Annotated in this window: 14 protein-coding genes; 13 read left to right on the top strand and 1 reads right to left on the bottom strand. The window is 71.0% G+C overall.

Annotation, left to right across the window (positions count from 1 at the left end):
* Positions 1 to 14 precede the first annotated feature (14 nt).
* Positions 15 to 1,238: an MFS transporter gene (locus tag AB0412_RS32785; protein ID WP_366406243.1), complete on the bottom strand. Its 1,224-nt coding sequence runs from the start codon at positions 1,236 to 1,238 to the stop codon at positions 15 to 17.
* Between the two features lie 140 nt (positions 1,239 to 1,378).
* Between AB0412_RS32785 and AB0412_RS32790 the strand changes: the two genes are divergently transcribed.
* The 13 genes from AB0412_RS32790 (at position 1,379) to AB0412_RS32850 (ending at position 15,914) form a co-directional block, all read left to right on the top strand.
* A complete protein-coding gene (locus AB0412_RS32790) occupies positions 1,379 to 1,969 on the top strand; it encodes a TIGR03086 family metal-binding protein (RefSeq protein WP_366406244.1) in 591 nt (196 codons plus the stop codon).
* A 155-nt stretch (positions 1,970 to 2,124) separates the two neighbouring features.
* Complete coding sequence (locus tag AB0412_RS32795; protein WP_366406245.1) at positions 2,125 to 2,829, top strand: GntR family transcriptional regulator; 705 nt, start codon at positions 2,125 to 2,127, stop codon at positions 2,827 to 2,829.
* Complete coding sequence (locus AB0412_RS32800; RefSeq protein ID WP_366406246.1) at positions 2,826 to 3,734, top strand: dihydrodipicolinate synthase family protein; 909 nt, start codon at positions 2,826 to 2,828, stop codon at positions 3,732 to 3,734. The genes AB0412_RS32795 and AB0412_RS32800 overlap by 4 nt, the downstream gene beginning before the upstream one ends.
* A complete protein-coding gene (gene araD / locus AB0412_RS32805; RefSeq protein ID WP_366406247.1) occupies positions 3,731 to 5,464 on the top strand; it encodes an L-arabinonate dehydratase in 1,734 nt (577 codons plus the stop codon). The genes AB0412_RS32800 and araD overlap by 4 nt, the downstream gene beginning before the upstream one ends.
* 116 nt (positions 5,465 to 5,580) lie before the next feature.
* A complete protein-coding gene (locus tag AB0412_RS32810; RefSeq protein WP_366406248.1) occupies positions 5,581 to 6,516 on the top strand; it encodes a sugar ABC transporter permease in 936 nt (311 codons plus the stop codon).
* On the top strand, positions 6,513 to 7,412 hold the full coding sequence (locus AB0412_RS32815) for a carbohydrate ABC transporter permease (RefSeq protein ID WP_366406249.1): 900 nt from the start codon (positions 6,513 to 6,515) through the stop codon (positions 7,410 to 7,412). Before AB0412_RS32810 ends, AB0412_RS32815 begins: the two co-directional genes overlap by 4 nt.
* A gap of 94 nt (positions 7,413 to 7,506) precedes the next feature.
* Complete coding sequence (locus AB0412_RS32820; protein ID WP_366406250.1) at positions 7,507 to 8,694, top strand: Gfo/Idh/MocA family oxidoreductase; 1,188 nt, start codon at positions 7,507 to 7,509, stop codon at positions 8,692 to 8,694.
* Positions 8,691 to 9,536, top strand: a complete 846-nt coding sequence (locus tag AB0412_RS32825) for a PmoA family protein (RefSeq protein WP_366406251.1) — start codon at positions 8,691 to 8,693, stop codon at positions 9,534 to 9,536. Before AB0412_RS32820 ends, AB0412_RS32825 begins: the two co-directional genes overlap by 4 nt.
* Complete coding sequence (locus AB0412_RS32830) at positions 9,533 to 11,053, top strand: glycoside hydrolase 43 family protein (protein WP_366406252.1); 1,521 nt, start codon at positions 9,533 to 9,535, stop codon at positions 11,051 to 11,053. Before AB0412_RS32825 ends, AB0412_RS32830 begins: the two co-directional genes overlap by 4 nt.
* A gap of 33 nt (positions 11,054 to 11,086) precedes the next feature.
* Positions 11,087 to 12,172 carry a right-handed parallel beta-helix repeat-containing protein gene (locus AB0412_RS32835; protein ID WP_366406253.1) on the top strand — a complete coding sequence of 362 codons (1,086 nt, stop codon included), beginning with the start codon at positions 11,087 to 11,089 and terminating at the stop codon, positions 12,170 to 12,172.
* Positions 12,173 to 12,261: 89 nt separating this feature from the next.
* Positions 12,262 to 13,623 (top strand): sugar ABC transporter substrate-binding protein, encoded by a 1,362-nt coding sequence (locus tag AB0412_RS32840; protein ID WP_366406254.1) that lies wholly within the window; start codon positions 12,262 to 12,264, stop codon positions 13,621 to 13,623.
* Positions 13,624 to 13,749: 126 nt separating this feature from the next.
* The gene (locus tag AB0412_RS32845) at positions 13,750 to 14,547 is read left to right on the top strand and encodes a rhamnogalacturonan acetylesterase (protein ID WP_366406255.1); all 798 of its coding nucleotides are present in this window, start codon (positions 13,750 to 13,752) and stop codon (positions 14,545 to 14,547) included.
* Between the two features lie 41 nt (positions 14,548 to 14,588).
* Positions 14,589 to 15,914 carry a pectate lyase gene (locus AB0412_RS32850; RefSeq protein ID WP_366406256.1) on the top strand — a complete coding sequence of 442 codons (1,326 nt, stop codon included), beginning with the start codon at positions 14,589 to 14,591 and terminating at the stop codon, positions 15,912 to 15,914.
* The last annotated feature ends 56 nt before the right edge of the window (positions 15,915 to 15,970 follow it).

The following is a 15,970-nucleotide window of genomic DNA, read 5'->3' on the forward strand; positions in this document are numbered from 1 at the left end:
GCGGAGCCGCACATCTATACAGCTCCGCGCCCCTTGGGCTGGATCCGTCGTCCTGCCCCTGTGCCCAGCCTCGTTGCCGTTGCCAGCAGGGCGAGTCCGAGCAAGACCAACAGCAGGCGGTGGTCGGTCAGTTCCACCAACGCCGCACCCGCCGCCAGTCCCGCCACATTCGGCGTGAACACCACCGTGTTCGCCGTAGCGGTGACCCGGCCCAGCAGCGTGCCCGGGGTCTCGCGCTGCACCGCCGTCAGCGTGGCGATCAGGACCGCCGGCAGGCCCGCGCCGATCGCCGCGCTGCACGCCAGTGCCAAGACGTCGTCCGGTACCGCGCGCAGCGCCACCGCCGCGGCCAGCAGGGCGATGCCCCAGGCCGCGAGACGACGCTCGCCCAGGTGCCGCAGCGCCGGGCCCGAGCACAGGCCGATCACCACCGAACCGGCGCCCTGCACCGCGTACAGCACGCCCGCGTACGCGGGGGAGCGGCCGAGGTCCTCGACGACTGCGTAGGTCAGCGCCCCGCTCAGCCCCGCGCACAGCATCGTCACGCCGCCCGCCAGGGCCAGCGGGCGCAGCACCGGATGCGAGCGGAGGTACCGGACGCCCTCGGCGGTCCGGCCGCGCCTGCCCCCGGCCGGGGGTGCGGGGCGCTCCTCGCGTACCCGCAGGCAGGCGTACAGCACCGTGGCGACGACGAAGGTCAGCGAGTCCAGCAGGGCGACACTCGCCCCGCCGTACGCCGCGTAGACGCCCGCGCCCGCGAGGGGGGCCAGCAGCTTCATGCCCTCGGTGGCGGTCATGCGCAGCCCGTTGAAGTCGCCGAGCAGCGAGCGGTCCACGGCGGTCGCCACCAGCGCCGACTCGGCCGCGTCGTGGACCACGCCCGCCGCGCCGTACACGAACAGCACCGCGAACAGCAGCCACAGGGCTTCCGGCGAGTCCACCGTGAACAGGGTGAGCAGCAGCGCGGCCAGCAGCAGGTTCGTACCGATCAGCAGCGGCTTGCGGCGCACGCGGTCGGCGAGGGTGCCCAGGAGCGGGCCGGCCAGGGTCGGTGCCCACATCGCGAGCATGCACAGGGCGGCGAGACCGTCCGAGCCGGTGAGGTCCTTGACCCACACGCCGGAGGCCAGCCAGAGCGCGGAGGTGCCGAAGCCCGACACCACGACTCCGGCGAGATAGAGACCGGCGTTGCGGTCCCGCAGGACGCGCACCACGGTCCACTTCGTCATCGTCGTCATGCCTGGTCATCGTGGGGCTAAGGACCGGTCGAGCGGATCCGGCAGGTGCCTTAGACGGGGGCCGGGCGAGCGATGAGTTTCCGGGCCGGGATCGGTCTTCCTTCCAGGACCCGCCTGACGAGACGCTGAGGAGCAGTCGCATGACCGACACCGGCACCACCCTCGACCTCGGACCGCAGACGCAGGTCGTCGCCCGGCTCGCCGAGGGCGTCACCGACGAGCAACTGGGGGACCGGACGCCCTGCCCGGAGTACCGGGTGCGCCACATCCTCGGACACCTGCTCGGGCTGTCCGTCGCCTTCCGGGACGCGGCCCGCAAGGATCTGGGGCCGACCACCGACACCAGCCCCGGGGCCGCCGTGCCGGACATCGGTCCCGGGTGGCGCGAGGAGCTGCCCAAGGTGCTCGACGAACTCGCCGAGGCGTGGCGGGACCCGGCGGCCTGGACCGGGATGACCCGCGCGGGAGCTGTGGATCTGCCGGGGGAGGTCGCCGGTGCCGTCGCCGTCGACGAACTGGTCGTCCACGGCTGGGACCTGGCCCGCGCCACGGGCCAGAGCTATGCGCCCGATCCCGCCGCGCTCCGGATGGCGCACGACTTCCTGGCCGCCGCCGCGGCCGAGGGCGACCGGGGCGAGGGCATCTTCGGGCCTGTCGTGCCCGTGCCCTCCGGCGCCCCGCTGCTGGACCGCGCGATCGGCCTGAGCGGACGGGACCCGCACTGGGCGTAGACCCCGAACCGGACACCGGCGGAACCACCTCGTAGAAAACGCTTGCTCTTTCTCTGCCGGAAGCATTGACGAAACACAGGGGCGCTCTTACGGTCATCGCGTCGTACTTCGTACGTCATATATGAGACGCGATACGCGAGATCCGAGAGGCGCGCATGACCTCTGTGCCCACGCCGATCCCCTCCCGCACGCAGTACGTGCTGGAGGAGATCAAACGCCGCATCCTCACCGGCCGGCTCACGCCGGGCCAGGCGCTCGTCGAGACCGAGCTCGCCGCACAGTTCGGGGTGTCCAAGACCCCGGTGCGCGAGGCGCTCAAGACCCTGGCCGGCACCGGTCTGGTGGTGATGAGCCAGTACAAGGGCGTCACGGTGCGCATGGTCGACGCGGACATGGCGCGCGAGGTCTACGACGTGCGACTGCTCCTTGAGCCGGAGGCGCTCAAGCGCGCGGTGCGGCGCGGCGCCTCCCTCGAGGCCGCCCGTGACGCGCTGACCCGCGCCGACGAGGCCACCGACACCGCCGAACGCTCCCTCGCCAACCGCGAGTTCCACCGCGCGCTGTACCTGCCGTGCGGCAACCCGCTGCTCGGCCGGATGCTCGACGAGGTCCGCGACCAGGCCGCCCTCGTCTCCGCCGTCGCCTGGGCCGCCGACCCCTCCTGGGAGCGGGAGGCCAGCGAGCACCGCGAGATCCTGCGGCTCGCCCTCGGCGGCGACGCGGACGGCGCGGCGCGCGCCCTGCACTCCCACATCGCGTCGTTCGTGCGACGGGCCTTCCCCGAGGCGGACATCGACACCCCTCAGGCCCCGGAACCCCGGGCCGCCCACCAGGCCCGGGAAGAAGGCGGTCAGGCATGACAGCGACGTTCGAGACCCAGCGGGCCGCCCTGGCCGACGTGGTGGCGATCCCGGTGACCCCGTTCGCCGAGGACGGCTCCGTCGACCCCGGCACCTACCGGGCCCTGCTGCGGCGCCTCCTCGACGGCGGTGTCACCACCCTCACCCCCAACGGCAACACCGGCGAGTTCTACGCCCTGACCCCCGAGGAGCGCCGGCTGGTCACCGAGCTGACCGTCGAGGAGGCCGGCGAGGGCCCGGCGATCCTGGTCGGCGTCGGACACGACGTGCCCACCGCGGTCGCCTCCGCGCACCACGCCCGGGAGCTCGGCGCACAGATGGTGATGGTCCATCAGCCCGTCCACCCGTACGTCTCGCAGAGCGGCTGGGTCGACTACCACCGCGCCATCGCCGAGGCCGTGCCCGAGCTCGGCGTCGTCCCCTACATCCGCAACGCCCAGCTCACCGGCGCCCGCCTCGCCGAACTCGCCGACGCCTGCCCCAATGTCATCGGCGTGAAGTACGCGGTGCCGGACGCGGCGCGGTTCGCCGCGTTCGCCCGGGACGCGGGACTCGACCGGTTCGTGTGGGTGGCGGGGCTCGCCGAGCCGTACGCGCCGTCGTACTTCTCGGCGGGCGCCACCGGCTTCACCTCCGGGCTGGTGAACGTCGCCCCGTCCGTCTCGCTGAACATGATCGAGGCGCTGCGCGCGGGGGACTACCCGGCCGCCATGAAGGTCTGGGAGCAGATCCGCCGCTTCGAGGAACTGCGCGCCGCCAACGGCTCCGCCAACAACGTCACCGTCGTCAAGGAGGCCCTCGCCTCCCTCGGGCTGTGCCGCCGCGAGGTGCGCCCGCCGAGCAGGCCGCTGCCCGAGAGCGAGCGCGCCGAGGTCGCCGCCATCGCCGCGGGGTGGTCCATATGAGCGCCCCCCGCAAGCCCGCGCGGGAGCTGCGCAGCCACCAGTGGTACGGCACGGACGGGCTGCGTTCCTTCAGCCACCGCGCCCGCACCCGCCAGCTCGGCTATCTGCCCGAGGAGCACCTGGGCAAGCCCGTCATCGCGATCCTCAACACCTGGTCCGACATCAACCCCTGCCACGTCCACCTGCGCGACCGCGCACAGGCGGTGAAGCGGGGCGTCTGGCAGGCGGGCGGCTTCCCGCTGGAGTTCCCGGTCTCCACGCTCAGCGAGACCTTCCAGAAGCCGACCCCCATGCTCTACCGCAACCTCCTCGCCCTGGAGACGGAGGAGCTGCTGCGGTCCTACCCGGTCGACGGGGCCGTGCTGATGGGCGGCTGCGACAAGTCCACCCCGGCGCTGCTGATGGGCGCCGCCTCGGTGGACCTGCCCACCGTCTTCGTGCCCGCCGGGCCGATGCTGCCCGGCCACTGGCGGGGCGAGACCCTCGGCTCGGGCACCGACATGTGGAAGTACTGGGACGACAAGCGGGCCGGACTCATCGGCGACTGCGAGATGCAGGAGCTGGAGAGCGGCCTGGCCCGCTCTCCCGGTCACTGCATGACCATGGGCACGGCCTCCACGCTCACCGCCGCCGCCGAGGCCCTCGGCGTCACCGTCCCCGGCGCCTCCAGCATCCCGGCCGTCGACTCCGGGCACGACCGGATGGCCGCCGCGGCCGGACTGCGCATCGTCGAACTGGTCCACCGCGACCGCACGTTGAGCGACATCCTCACCGCCGAGGCGTTCGAGGACGCGGTGACGACGGTTCTCGGCCTGGGCGGCTCCACCAACGCCGTGATCCATCTGATCGCCATGGCCGGCCGCGCGGGGGTGAAGCTGACCCTCGACGACTTCGACCGCATCGCCCGCACCGTCCCCGTGCTCGCCAACGTACGGCCCGGCGGCCAGACGTACCTGATGGAGGACTTCCACTTCGCGGGCGGACTGCCCGGGTTCCTCTCCCGCATCACCGACCTGCTCCACCTGGACCGGCCGACCGTCTCCCACGACACGATGCGCGAACAGCTCGCAGGCGCCCGCGTGCACGACGACGACGTCATCCGCACCCGGGACAACCCCGTCGCGAGCGAGGGCGGAGTCGCCGTGCTGCGCGGCAACCTCTGCCCCGACGGCGCCGTCATCAAGCACATCGCCGCCGAGCCGCACCTGCTCGAGCACACCGGTCCCGCGGTCGTCTTCGACGACTACAGGACCATGCAGCGCACCATCAACGACCCGTCCCTCGGCATCACCGCCGACAGCGTGCTGGTGCTGCGCAACGCCGGCCCCAAGGGGGGTCCCGGCATGCCCGAGTACGGCATGCTGCCCATCCCCGACCACCTGCTCAAGCAGGGCGTACGCGACATGGTGCGGATCTCCGACGCCCGGATGAGCGGCACCAGTTACGGCGCCTGCGTACTCCACGTCGCCCCCGAGTCGTACGTCGGCGGGCCGCTCGCCCTGGTGCGCACGGGGGACCTGATCACCCTCGACGTCGAGAACCGCACCCTGCACCTCGACGTGGACGACGAGGAGCTTCAGCGCCGCAGGGCCGAGTGGACACCACCGCCCGTGCCCTACGAGCGCGGCTACGGCGCCCTGTACCTCGACCAGATCACCCAGGCCGACACCGGCTGCGACTTCGAGTTCCTCGCCCGGCCCGGCCGGGTGCAGGACCCGTACGCCGGCTGACCCGCGCCCGCCCCCTCGGAGGAGCCCGGCCCGCAGCTTCGGAAAACGCTTCACCCCGCACCGCCCGGCACCACTCCGCACCGCCCCGCACGACGTACCGAGAACGGAGAACAGTCATGGCCCAAGCCGCAGCCGTGGCGAAACCGCCCGCGCCACCCCGGCGGCGCCGTGCCTCCGCCACGCCCCGCAGGCTTCCTTATCTGCTGATCGGTCCTGCCGCCCTGCTGATGCTGGGCTTCATCGCCTACCCGGTCATCAGCGTCTTCTACTACAGCCTGCAGCACTACAACCCCACCAAGCCGTGGCGGAACGGCTACGCGGGCTTCGACAACTTCGTCCACGCCTTCACCGAGGACCCGGTCTTCTGGGACACCCTCGTCTTCAGCGCCAAGTGGGTCTTCGTCGAGGTCAGCCTCCAGCTGCTGTTCGGCCTGGCGCTCGCCCTCATCGTCAACCAGACCTTCGTCGGCCGGGCCATAGGCCGCGCCCTGGTCTTCTCCCCGTGGGCCGTCTCCGGCGTGCTGACCTCCGCGATCTGGGTGCTGCTCTACAACTCCCAGACCGGCATCACCCGTTACCTCGCGGACATGGGCATCGGCTCCTACGGCACCAGCTGGCTGTCGGACACCGGCACCGTGTTCTGGGCCGCGATCGTCGCCGACCTGTGGCGCGGTGTGCCGTTCTTCGCGATCCTCATCCTCGCCGACCTCCAGTCCGTCTCGAAGGACCTCTACGAGGCCGCCGAGGTCGACGGGGCCAGCCGCATCAAGCAGTTCTGGCACATCACCCTGCCGCATCTGAAGGACGCCATCATCCTGTCCACGCTGCTGCGCGCGGTGTGGGAGTTCAACAACGTCGACCTGCTCTACACCCTGACCGGCGGCGGGCCCGCGGGCGAGACCACGACCCTGCCGCTGTACATCGCCAACACCTCCGTCGACGCCCACAACTTCGGCTACGCGTCGGCCCTCACCACGGTCGCGTTCGTGATTCTGCTCTTCTGCTCGATCGTCTATCTGCGGCTGAGCAAGTTCGGAGGCGAAAGCAAGTGATCACCAAAGAGGCCGTCCCGGCCGCCCCCGCCCCCGCGCACGCCGCCCCCGTACCGCCCCGCCCGGCGAGGAAGAGGCACCGGGCCTGGGACGAGGCGCCCCGCTGGCAGATCTACCTCCCCCTCGGCATCTACCTGCTGTTCACCCTCATCCCCTTCTACTGGATCCTGCTCTTCGCGCTCCGCCCGGCCGGCTCGACCTCGCTCGTGCCCTGGCCGATGACCTTCGAGCACTTCGAGAAGGTGTGGACGGACCGGTCCTTCGGCACGTTCTTCTACAACAGCGTGCTGGTCGGCGTCGCCACCCTGATCATGACCACGCTGGTCGCCCTGGCCGGCGGCTACGCCCTCGCCCGGTTCGACTTCAGGATCAAGCGGGCGTTCATGCTGGCGCTGCTGTGCTCCCAGTTCGTGCCGGGCGCGCTGCTGCTGGTGCCGCTGTTCGAGATCTTCGCCGAACTGCAGATGATCAACTCCCTCGGCAGCGTCATCATCGCCGAGACGGTCTTCCAGCTGCCGCTGTCGATGATCCTGATCAGCAACTTCATCAAGAACGTGCCGTACTCCCTGGAGGAGGCCGCCTGGGTCGACGGCTGCAACCGGATGAGGGCGTTCCGGGTGGTCGTCCTGCCGCTGCTGCGGCCCGGACTGATCGCTGTCGGCTCCTTCGCCTTCGTGCACTCCTGGAACCACTTCCTGTTCGCCCTGATGTTCCTCAACAACCAGGAGAAGCAGACCATCCCGGTCGGCCTGAACACCCTGATGAGCGCCGACAGCGTCGACCTCGGCGCGCTGGCCGCGGGCGGCATCATCGCCGCCGTCCCCGTGGTCGTCGTCTTCGCCTTCATCCAGAAGTGGCTCATCACCGGCTTCAGCGCGGGGGCGGTGAAGGGATGAGCGAGCGCCACGCCGTCGTCGCCCCGGCCCCGGCCGGACTGCTCCGCGGCCCCGGCCGCGAAGGGGCCCGCGGCGCGGGAGCGAGGAGGATCCGATGAGCACACCCGTCGCGTCCGCCGCACCCACCACGCCCGTCCCCGTCGTCCTCGCCGGTGCCCGCGGCCACGGCCGCTGGCACGTCGAGAACATCCGGCGCCTGGAGGCCGAGGGGCTCGTCCGCCTCGTCGGCATCTGTGAGCTCACCCCGCTCACCGAGGACGAGTTCGGCGGCGAACTCCCCGCCCAGTCGGACGACTTCGGCGCCCTGCTGGACTCCACCGGCGCCCGCGTCGCGGTGATCTGCACCCCGATCCCCACCCACACCGACCTCGCCCTCACCGCCGCCCGGCGCGGTGTGCACCTCCTGCTGGAGAAGCCCCCGGCGCCCTCCTACGCCGAGTACCGGCGCATGGCCGACGGGGTCGCCGCGGCCGGCGTCGCCTGCCAGATCGGCTTCCAGTCGCTGGGCTCGCACGCCGTGCCCGCGATCCGCGACCTGGTCGCCGAGGGCGCCATCGGCACCCCGGTCGGGATCGGCGGAGCCGGCGCCTGGGTGCGCACGGAGGACTACTTCCGCCGGGCACCCTGGGCGGGCCGGCGCCGGCTGAACGGCGTCGACGTGATCGACGGGGCGCTCACCAACCCCCTCGCCCACGCCGTCGCCACCGCCCTCGCCCTCGGCGGCAGCACCCGCGCCGAGGACGTCACCCGCGTCGAGACCGAGCTGCTGCGGGCCAACGACATCGAGTCCGACGACACCTCCTGCGTCCGCGTCACCACCGCCCTGGGCCGGCCGGTCACCGTCGCCGCGACCCTGTGCGCCGAGCGCGCCGACGAACCGTACGTCCTGGTGCACGGCACCAGCGGACGGATCACCTTCTGGTACAAGCAGGACCGGCTGCTGCTGCAACGCGCGGACCACGGCCCGCAGGAGTTCGAGTACGGCCGCACCGACCTGCTGGAGAACCTCGTCGCCCACCTCACCACCGGCGCGGACCTCCTCGTCACCCCCGAGGAGACGGGCGCCTTCATGAAGGTCGTCGAGGCGATCCGGCAGGCCCCCGACCCCGCCCCGCTGCCCGCCGGCACCTGGCACCGCGTCCCCGGCGAGAACCGGCGGGTCGTCCCCGGCATCGACGGCCTCGTCGCGGCCGCCGCCGACACCCTGTCCCTCTACTCCGAGCTGGGCGCCCCGTGGACGCGCCGCACCCAGCAGCTGCCGAAGGCGGTGAGCACCCCATGACCGGCAACGACTCCCCGGTCCTGCGCGTCGCGGGCCGACCGGTCGGCCGGTACGTCACCCGGCCCGAGCTGCCCACCCGGCTCTCCCCGCGCCCCTATCTGCACCCCGTCACCACCCTGGCCGGCACCACGGTCACCGAGCTGAGCCCCGCCGACCACACCCACCACCTCGGCGTCGGTGTCGCCGTTCCCGACGTCGAGGGGCACAACTTCTGGGGCGGACGCACCTACGTCCGCGACCAGGGCCCCACCGAGCTCGACAACCACGGCTCCCAGCGGCACAGCTCCTTCCAGCTGCGCGACCCCGACGGCTTCGTCGAGGAGCTGCGCTGGGTCGCCGCCCCCGGCGAGCTGCTGCGCGAGCGCCGCACGGTCGCGGCCACGGAACTCAGCGGCACCGCCTGGGCCCTGGACCTCACCTTCTCCCTCACCAACGTCACCGGTCAGCCCCTCTCGATCGGCAGCCCCGCCACCAACGGCCGCCCCGGCGCCGCCTACGGCGGCTTCTTCTGGCGGGCGCGCAAGGAGCACGCCGCACCGGACGTCTTCACCGCGGACACCGAGGGCGAGAGCGAGGCGCACGGCCGCACCGCCGACTGGATCGCCCTGGCCGGCTCGACCTGGACGCTGGTCTTCGCCGGCGCCACCGAGGCGACCCGCCGCGACCCCTGGTTCGTGCGCACCGCGGAGTACCCGGGCGTCGGCTCCTCCCTCGCCCACGAGGCCCGCCTGCCGGTCCCGCCCGGCGAGACCGTCGTCCGCCGGATCGTCACCGTCGTCGCCGACGGCCGCCTCGGCCGGGACGAAGCGGCGGCCCTGGCCCGCAAGGCGGTGAGCCCATGAGCGCCGAGCAGAGGGACCTCACCTACCGCAACCCGGTCCTCGACGCCGACTGGTCCGACCCGGACGTCGTCCGCGTCGGCGACGACTTCTACCTGACCGCCTCCAGCTTCGGCCGCGCCCCCGGGCTGCCGCTGCTGCACTCCTGCGACCTGGTCAACTGGACGCTCGTCGGGCACGCCCTGGAACGCCTGGAACCCGAGAGCGAGTTCACGACACCCCGGCACGACTGCGGTGTGTGGGCCCCGTCGCTCCGGTATCACGACGACCGGTTCTGGATCTTCTGGGGCGACCCCGACCAGGGCATCTTCCAGGTCAACGCGCCCGAGATCAGGGGGCCGTGGACCCGCCCCCATCTGGTGAAGGCCGGCAAGGGCCTGATCGACCCGTGCCCCCTGTGGGACGACGAGACCGGCGAGGCCTACCTCGTGCACGCCTGGGCCAGGTCCCGCTCCGGCGTCAAGAACCGCCTCACCGGCCACCGGATGCACCCGCACGGCACCGAACTCCTCGACGAGGGCAAGGTGATCGTCGACGCGGACCGCATCCCCGGCTGGTTCACTCTGGAAGGCCCCAAGCTCTACCGGCACGACGGCTGGTTCTGGATCCTGGCGCCCGCCGGGGGAGTGGAGACCGGCTGGCAGGGTGCCTTCCGCGCACGCGAGTTCTTCGGCCCGTACCAGGAGAAGGTCGTCCTGGAGCAGAAGGACACCGACGTCAACGGGCCGCACCAGGGCGGCTGGGTGCGCACCCCGTCCGGCGAGGACTGGTTCCTGCACTTCCAGCAGCGCGGGGCGTACGGCAGGGTCGTCCATCTCCAGCCCATGCGGTGGGGCGAGGACGGCTGGCCGGTCCTCGGGGACGCAGGAGCCCCCGTGACCGAACACCGCCGCCCGGACCTGCCCGCGCAGCCGCCCGCCGCGCCCGCCACCGACGACGACTTCCCCGGCGGACGCCACGGCCGGCAGTGGCAGTGGACGGCCAACCCCCGGGACGGCTGGACCACCCAGCACTCCGGAGACGGCCTCCGGCTCGGCTGTGTCCGCTCGGCCGACACGCACGACCTGCGGAAACTGCCCAACGTGCTCACCCAGCGGCTGCCCGGCATGCCCTGCACGGTCGAGGTGGAGCTGCGGCTGGACAGCGAGGAGCCCGGGGCGCGCGCCGGACTCGCGGTCCTCGGGGACGCCTATTCCTGGATCGGGCTCCAGCGCGGCGAGGACGGCGCCGTGCACCTGGTGCACCGGTTCGCCGAGGCGGTCGCCGAGCAGGAGCGGGACGCGGATCGTCCGCGGCCGGCTCCCGAGGGCCGGGCCCGGCTGCGGATCGACATCGGCGCCGGGGCGCGCTGCCGCTTCTCCTGCGACACCGGGGACGGTTGCCGTCCCTCCGGGCAGGTCTTCGCCGCCACTCCGTGGCGCTGGGTCGGTGCGCTGCTCGGTCTGTTCGCCCTCGCGCCCACCGGCCAGGGACACGCCGGCGCGGCGACGTTCACCCGGTTCAGGATCAGCGCTTCGTAATCACCTTCGTCTGTCAGCCCGTTGGGAGCCGCAATGACGCAACTCCGAGGCAAGCGCTTGCCGATGGCGGGACCGGTCGCCGGTCCCGGCCGGGGCAGGGTGGTGGCCGCGGTGCTCGGTCTCGTGACCGCGCTGGGGCTGGGGCTGGTGGGGCAGGCCGACGCCGCGCCGGGCGCCGGGACTGCCGGGGACGGGGCGGGGCGCTGGAGCGACACCCCGCACGGGTTCGCCTCGCTCGCCGGCGGCACGAGCGGCGGCGCGGGCGGCAAGATCGTCACCGTCACCGACCAGGCCGCGCTTCAGCGGTACGCGGCGGCCGAGGAGCCGTACGTCATCCGCGTCGCGGGCACCATCACCGCCCAGCCGTTCGGCGCGCACATCACCGTGGCGTCCCACAAGACGATCCTCGGCGTCGGCACCGGCGGTGAGCTGGTGCAGGGGGAGCTCCGCCTGAACCCCGGCACCCACAACGTCATCATCCGCAACCTGACGATCCGGGACTCCGCGATCGAGGGCAACTGGGACTGCAAGGACACCGACTTCGACGGCGTGCAGATGGACACGGTCCACCACGTGTGGATCGACCACAACCGCTTCTCGAACATCTGCGATGGTCAGCTCGACATCCGCAAGGACAGCGAGTACGTGACCGTCTCCTACAACCGGTTCACCGACAACAACAAGACCTTCGGCATCGGCTGGACGGACAACGTCCGCACGCAGATCACCATCGACCACAACTGGTTCGCGAACACCAAGCAGCGCAACCCGTCCGTCGACAACGTGGCCTACGCGCACCTCTACAACAACTACCTGACCGCCCAGGCCGACCCCGGCGACCCCGTGTGGACGTACGGGAACTGGGCGCGGGGCGCGACCCGGATGGTCGTCGAGAACAGCTACTACCGGGACGTCCAGCACCCCTATCAGGCCGACGCGACGGCCGAGCTGGTGGAGCGCGGTTCGATCACCGTGAACACCACCGGCCGGCACGACGAGTGGGGCGACGCCTTCGACCCACGGGACTTCTACGACTACCGGCTCGACCCGGCGCCCGCCGTACCGGCGCTGGTGCAGCGGTTCTCCGGTCCGCAGGAGCGGATCGGGACCACCCCTTGACTCCCCCCACGTGAACAGCACGTCATCTCGCACGACCTCGCACGTCTCGATCACCTCGTTCGCTGGATCCAGAAGAAGAGAGCCGACCCATGAACATCAGCAATCGCAGAAGCAGCACAGGCAGGCGCCGCGTCCCGGCCGCCGTCGCCCTGGGTGCCGTGCTCGCGCTGACCGCCACCGCCTGCGGCGACGACGGCAGCGGGGCGGGCGGCGACAAGGGCGCCGAGGGCAGCGGCAAGGGCAAGATCGTCTTCTGGGACAACAACGGCGGTGTCCGCACCGACATCTGGAAGGAAGTCATCGCCGACTTCGAGAAGGCCAACCCGGACATCGACGTCGAGTACGTCGGTATCGCCTCCACCGAGTACCAGTCCAAGGTCGACACCGCCATCCAGGGCGGCGGCCTGCCGGACGTCGGCGGCGTCGGCGCGGCGATGCTCGCGGGCTTCGCCGCGCAGAACGCGCTCGACCCGCTGGACGAGCGGCTGGAGAAGTCTCCGCTGAACGGCAAGCTCAACAAGGACATGGTCGAGTCGCTGCGCGCGGCCGGCGGGGGCGACGACAAGCTCTACTCCCTGCCGACCTCGGCGAACAACGGCGTCCTGTACTACCGGACCGACCTGTTCGAGAAGGCGGGGCTCGAGGAGCCGACCACCTGGGACCGCTTCTTCGAGGCGGCGGAGAAGCTGACCAACAAGGGCAAGAACGAGTTCGGCTACACCATCCGCGGTGGCGCGGGCTCCATCGCCCAGGCGCTGGACGCGATGTACGGCCAGTCCGGCATCACGTCGTTCTGGGACTCCTCGGGCAAGAAGACCACGGTCAACGACCCGAAGAACGTCGAGGCGCTGGAGAAGTACGCGGGCCTGTACAAGAAGGTCACTCCCGCAGCCGACCTGAACAACGACTTCACCAAGATGGTCGCGCAGTGGGACTCCGGCACGATCGGCATGCTCAACCACAACCTCGGCTCCTACCAGGACCATGTGAAGGCGCTGGGCACGGAGAAGTTCCGGGGCATTCCGCAGCCGACGGGGCCCGGTGGCAAGCGGGTGCAGGTCTCCAACCCGGTGGACGGGCTCGGGCTGTTCAAGAGCTCGAAGAACAAGGAGGCCGCCTGGAAGTTCATCGAGTACGCGACCTCGCACGAGGCGAACTCGAAGTTCAACGAGTCGGCGGGGCAGGTGCCGGCGAACTCGGACGCGGCGAAGGACGCGTGGATCCAGAAGGCGGAGCCGACGAAGCTGGCTGCGGATGCGCTGAGTGATGGCTCCACGAACATCGTTCAGCTGCCGTACTACCTGCCGGACTGGAACACGATCTCCAAGGCGGACAACGAGCCGAACTTCCAGAAGGTGCTCAACGGGGATTTGAGCGCGAAGGAATTCCTGGACACGTTGGCCGAGCAGTTGAACGAGGCTCAGGCGGAGTGGGATCAGCAGATGGGGTGAGTTGCGGTCGGATTCGCCGTGGGGCGGCCTGTTGTCTTCGGGCTGCGGGTCGTCCCTGGCTGGTCGCGCAGTTCCCCGCGCCCCTGAGGGGCGCTTCCCTGGCCCTCTCTCGGAAGGTACAGCCTCGTGTCTCTTGGCCGCAGACAAGTAGCCCTCGCAGGTCTCGCCGTTCCTCTCGCCCTTGCCACGACCGGTACCGCCCATGCCGGCCCCGGTCGTAAGTCCCGCACGCTCTACATCGCCGGGGATTCCACCGCCGCGCAGAAATACGCCGATGCCGCTCCCGAGACCGGGTGGGGAATGGCGTTGCCGTTCTTTTTGCATCGGGACGTGCAGGTCGCCAATCATGCCGTCAATGGGCGGAGTTCCAAGAGCTTCGTCGATGAAGGGCGGCTCGATGTGATCCTCTCCGCGATTCGGGAGGGGGATCTGCTGGTCGTCCAGTTCGCGCACAACGACGAGAAGGCGGCCGATCCCGCTCGGTACACCGAGCCTTGGTCGACGTATCAGGAGTATCTGCGGCTGTACATCGACGGGGCCCGGGCCCGTGGGGCTCGGCCCGTGCTCGCCACCCCTGTGGAGCGGCGGCGGTTCGATGCCGCGGGGACCGCCCTGCCCAGTCACGGGGAGTATCCCGCGGCCATGCGGGCGCTGGCGCGGGAGGAGCGGGTACCGCTGCTCGATGTGCAGGTGCTGTCGCTGGCCCTGTGGCAGGAACTCGGGGTCGAGGAGAGCACGAAGTACTTCAACTGGACGGCGACCGAGCAGGACAACACGCATTTCAATCCGCCGGGGGCCGTCGCCGTGGCCCGGATGGCCGCCCGGGAGCTCGTGCGCACCCAGGTGCTCGGGTCACGTGATGTGCGCCGGCTGGACGACGTGATCCCCGAGTCGTGGATCACCTGGCCGGAGGCCACCGCCTGACACCCCCTGACCTTCACGTCTTCAAGAAAGAGAGCCGCATCATGAACAGACCTGAATGGCATGGGCATGCCACAAGAGTCCTCTCGGTCGTCGGCTGCACCGCCCTCGTTCTGGGCCTGACCGGCACCGCCGCCCAGACCCACCCGTCCCCCTCCCGCGACCTGGGCCGGCAGACCCTGGGCGCGAACGACGGGTGGGCGGCCCACGGAACCGGCACCACCGGGGGTGCCGCCGCCGACGCCGAGCACGTGTACACCGTCAGCGACTGGGCCGGGTTCAAGGCGGCCCTCGCGGACGGCGGAGACGCGCCGAAGATCATCAAGGTGAAGGGGACCATCGACGCGGTCTCCGAGGGATGCGAGGCGTTCGCCGCGCCCGGGTACGACTTCGACGCCTACCTGGAGAAGTACGCACCGGAGACCTGGGGGCTCGAGCAGGACCTCAGCGCCGAGCCCGACGACAGCCCGGAGGGGCTGCGCAGGGCCTCCGCCGCACGGCAGGACGCGGCCATCAAGGCGAACATCCCCGCCAACACCACCATCGTCGGCCTCGGCCGCGACGCCGGGATCAAGGGCGCCAGCCTGCAGATCAAGGGCGTCGACAACGTCATCATCCGCAACCTGACGCTCGAGAGCCCCATCGACTGCTTCCCGCAGTGGGACCCGACCGACGGCGACAAGGGCAACTGGAACTCCGAGTACGACACCGCCGTCGTCCACGGCTCCACCCATGTGTGGCTGGACCACAACACCTTCACCGACGGCGAGCACCCCGACAGCGAGGCCCCCACCTACTTCGGGATGCTGTACCAGCAGCACGACGGCGAACTGGACATCGTCCGGGGCGCCGACTACGTCACCGCCTCCTGGAACGTCTTCACCGAGCACGACAAGACGATCCTCATCGGCAACAGCGACAGCGAGTCCACCGCCGTCGGTGACCGGGGCAGGCTGAAGGTGACCTTCCACCACAACCTCTTCAAGAACCTGGTCGAGCGCGCGCCCCGCGTCCGCTTCGGACAGGTCGACGTCTACAACAACCACTTCGTGGCCGACGACACCTACGCCTACAGCTTCGGCATCGGCAAGGAGTCCCAGCTCGTCGCCGAGCACAACGCGTTCACCCTGCCCGAGGGCATCAGCCCGGCCAAGATCCTCAAGCGGTGGAACGACTCACCGCTCACCGCCGCGAACAACCTCGTCAACGGCAGGCGCACCGACCTGATCGCCGTGCACAACGCGGAGATCCCCGAGGAGACCCTGCGCTCCGGCGCCGGCTGGACACCCGCCCTGCGCGCCCAGGTGCACCCGGTGCGGGCGGTCCCGGCACTGGTCAAGTCCGGTGCCGGCGCGGGCCGTATCCGCTGAATCGTCCACCTGGAGGCGGCCGGGGCGGTGCGTGTTCGGTCACCGCACCCGCCCCG

This window comes from Streptomyces sp. NPDC052012, assembly GCF_040689265.1.
Taxonomy (GTDB): domain Bacteria; phylum Actinomycetota; class Actinomycetes; order Streptomycetales; family Streptomycetaceae; genus Streptomyces.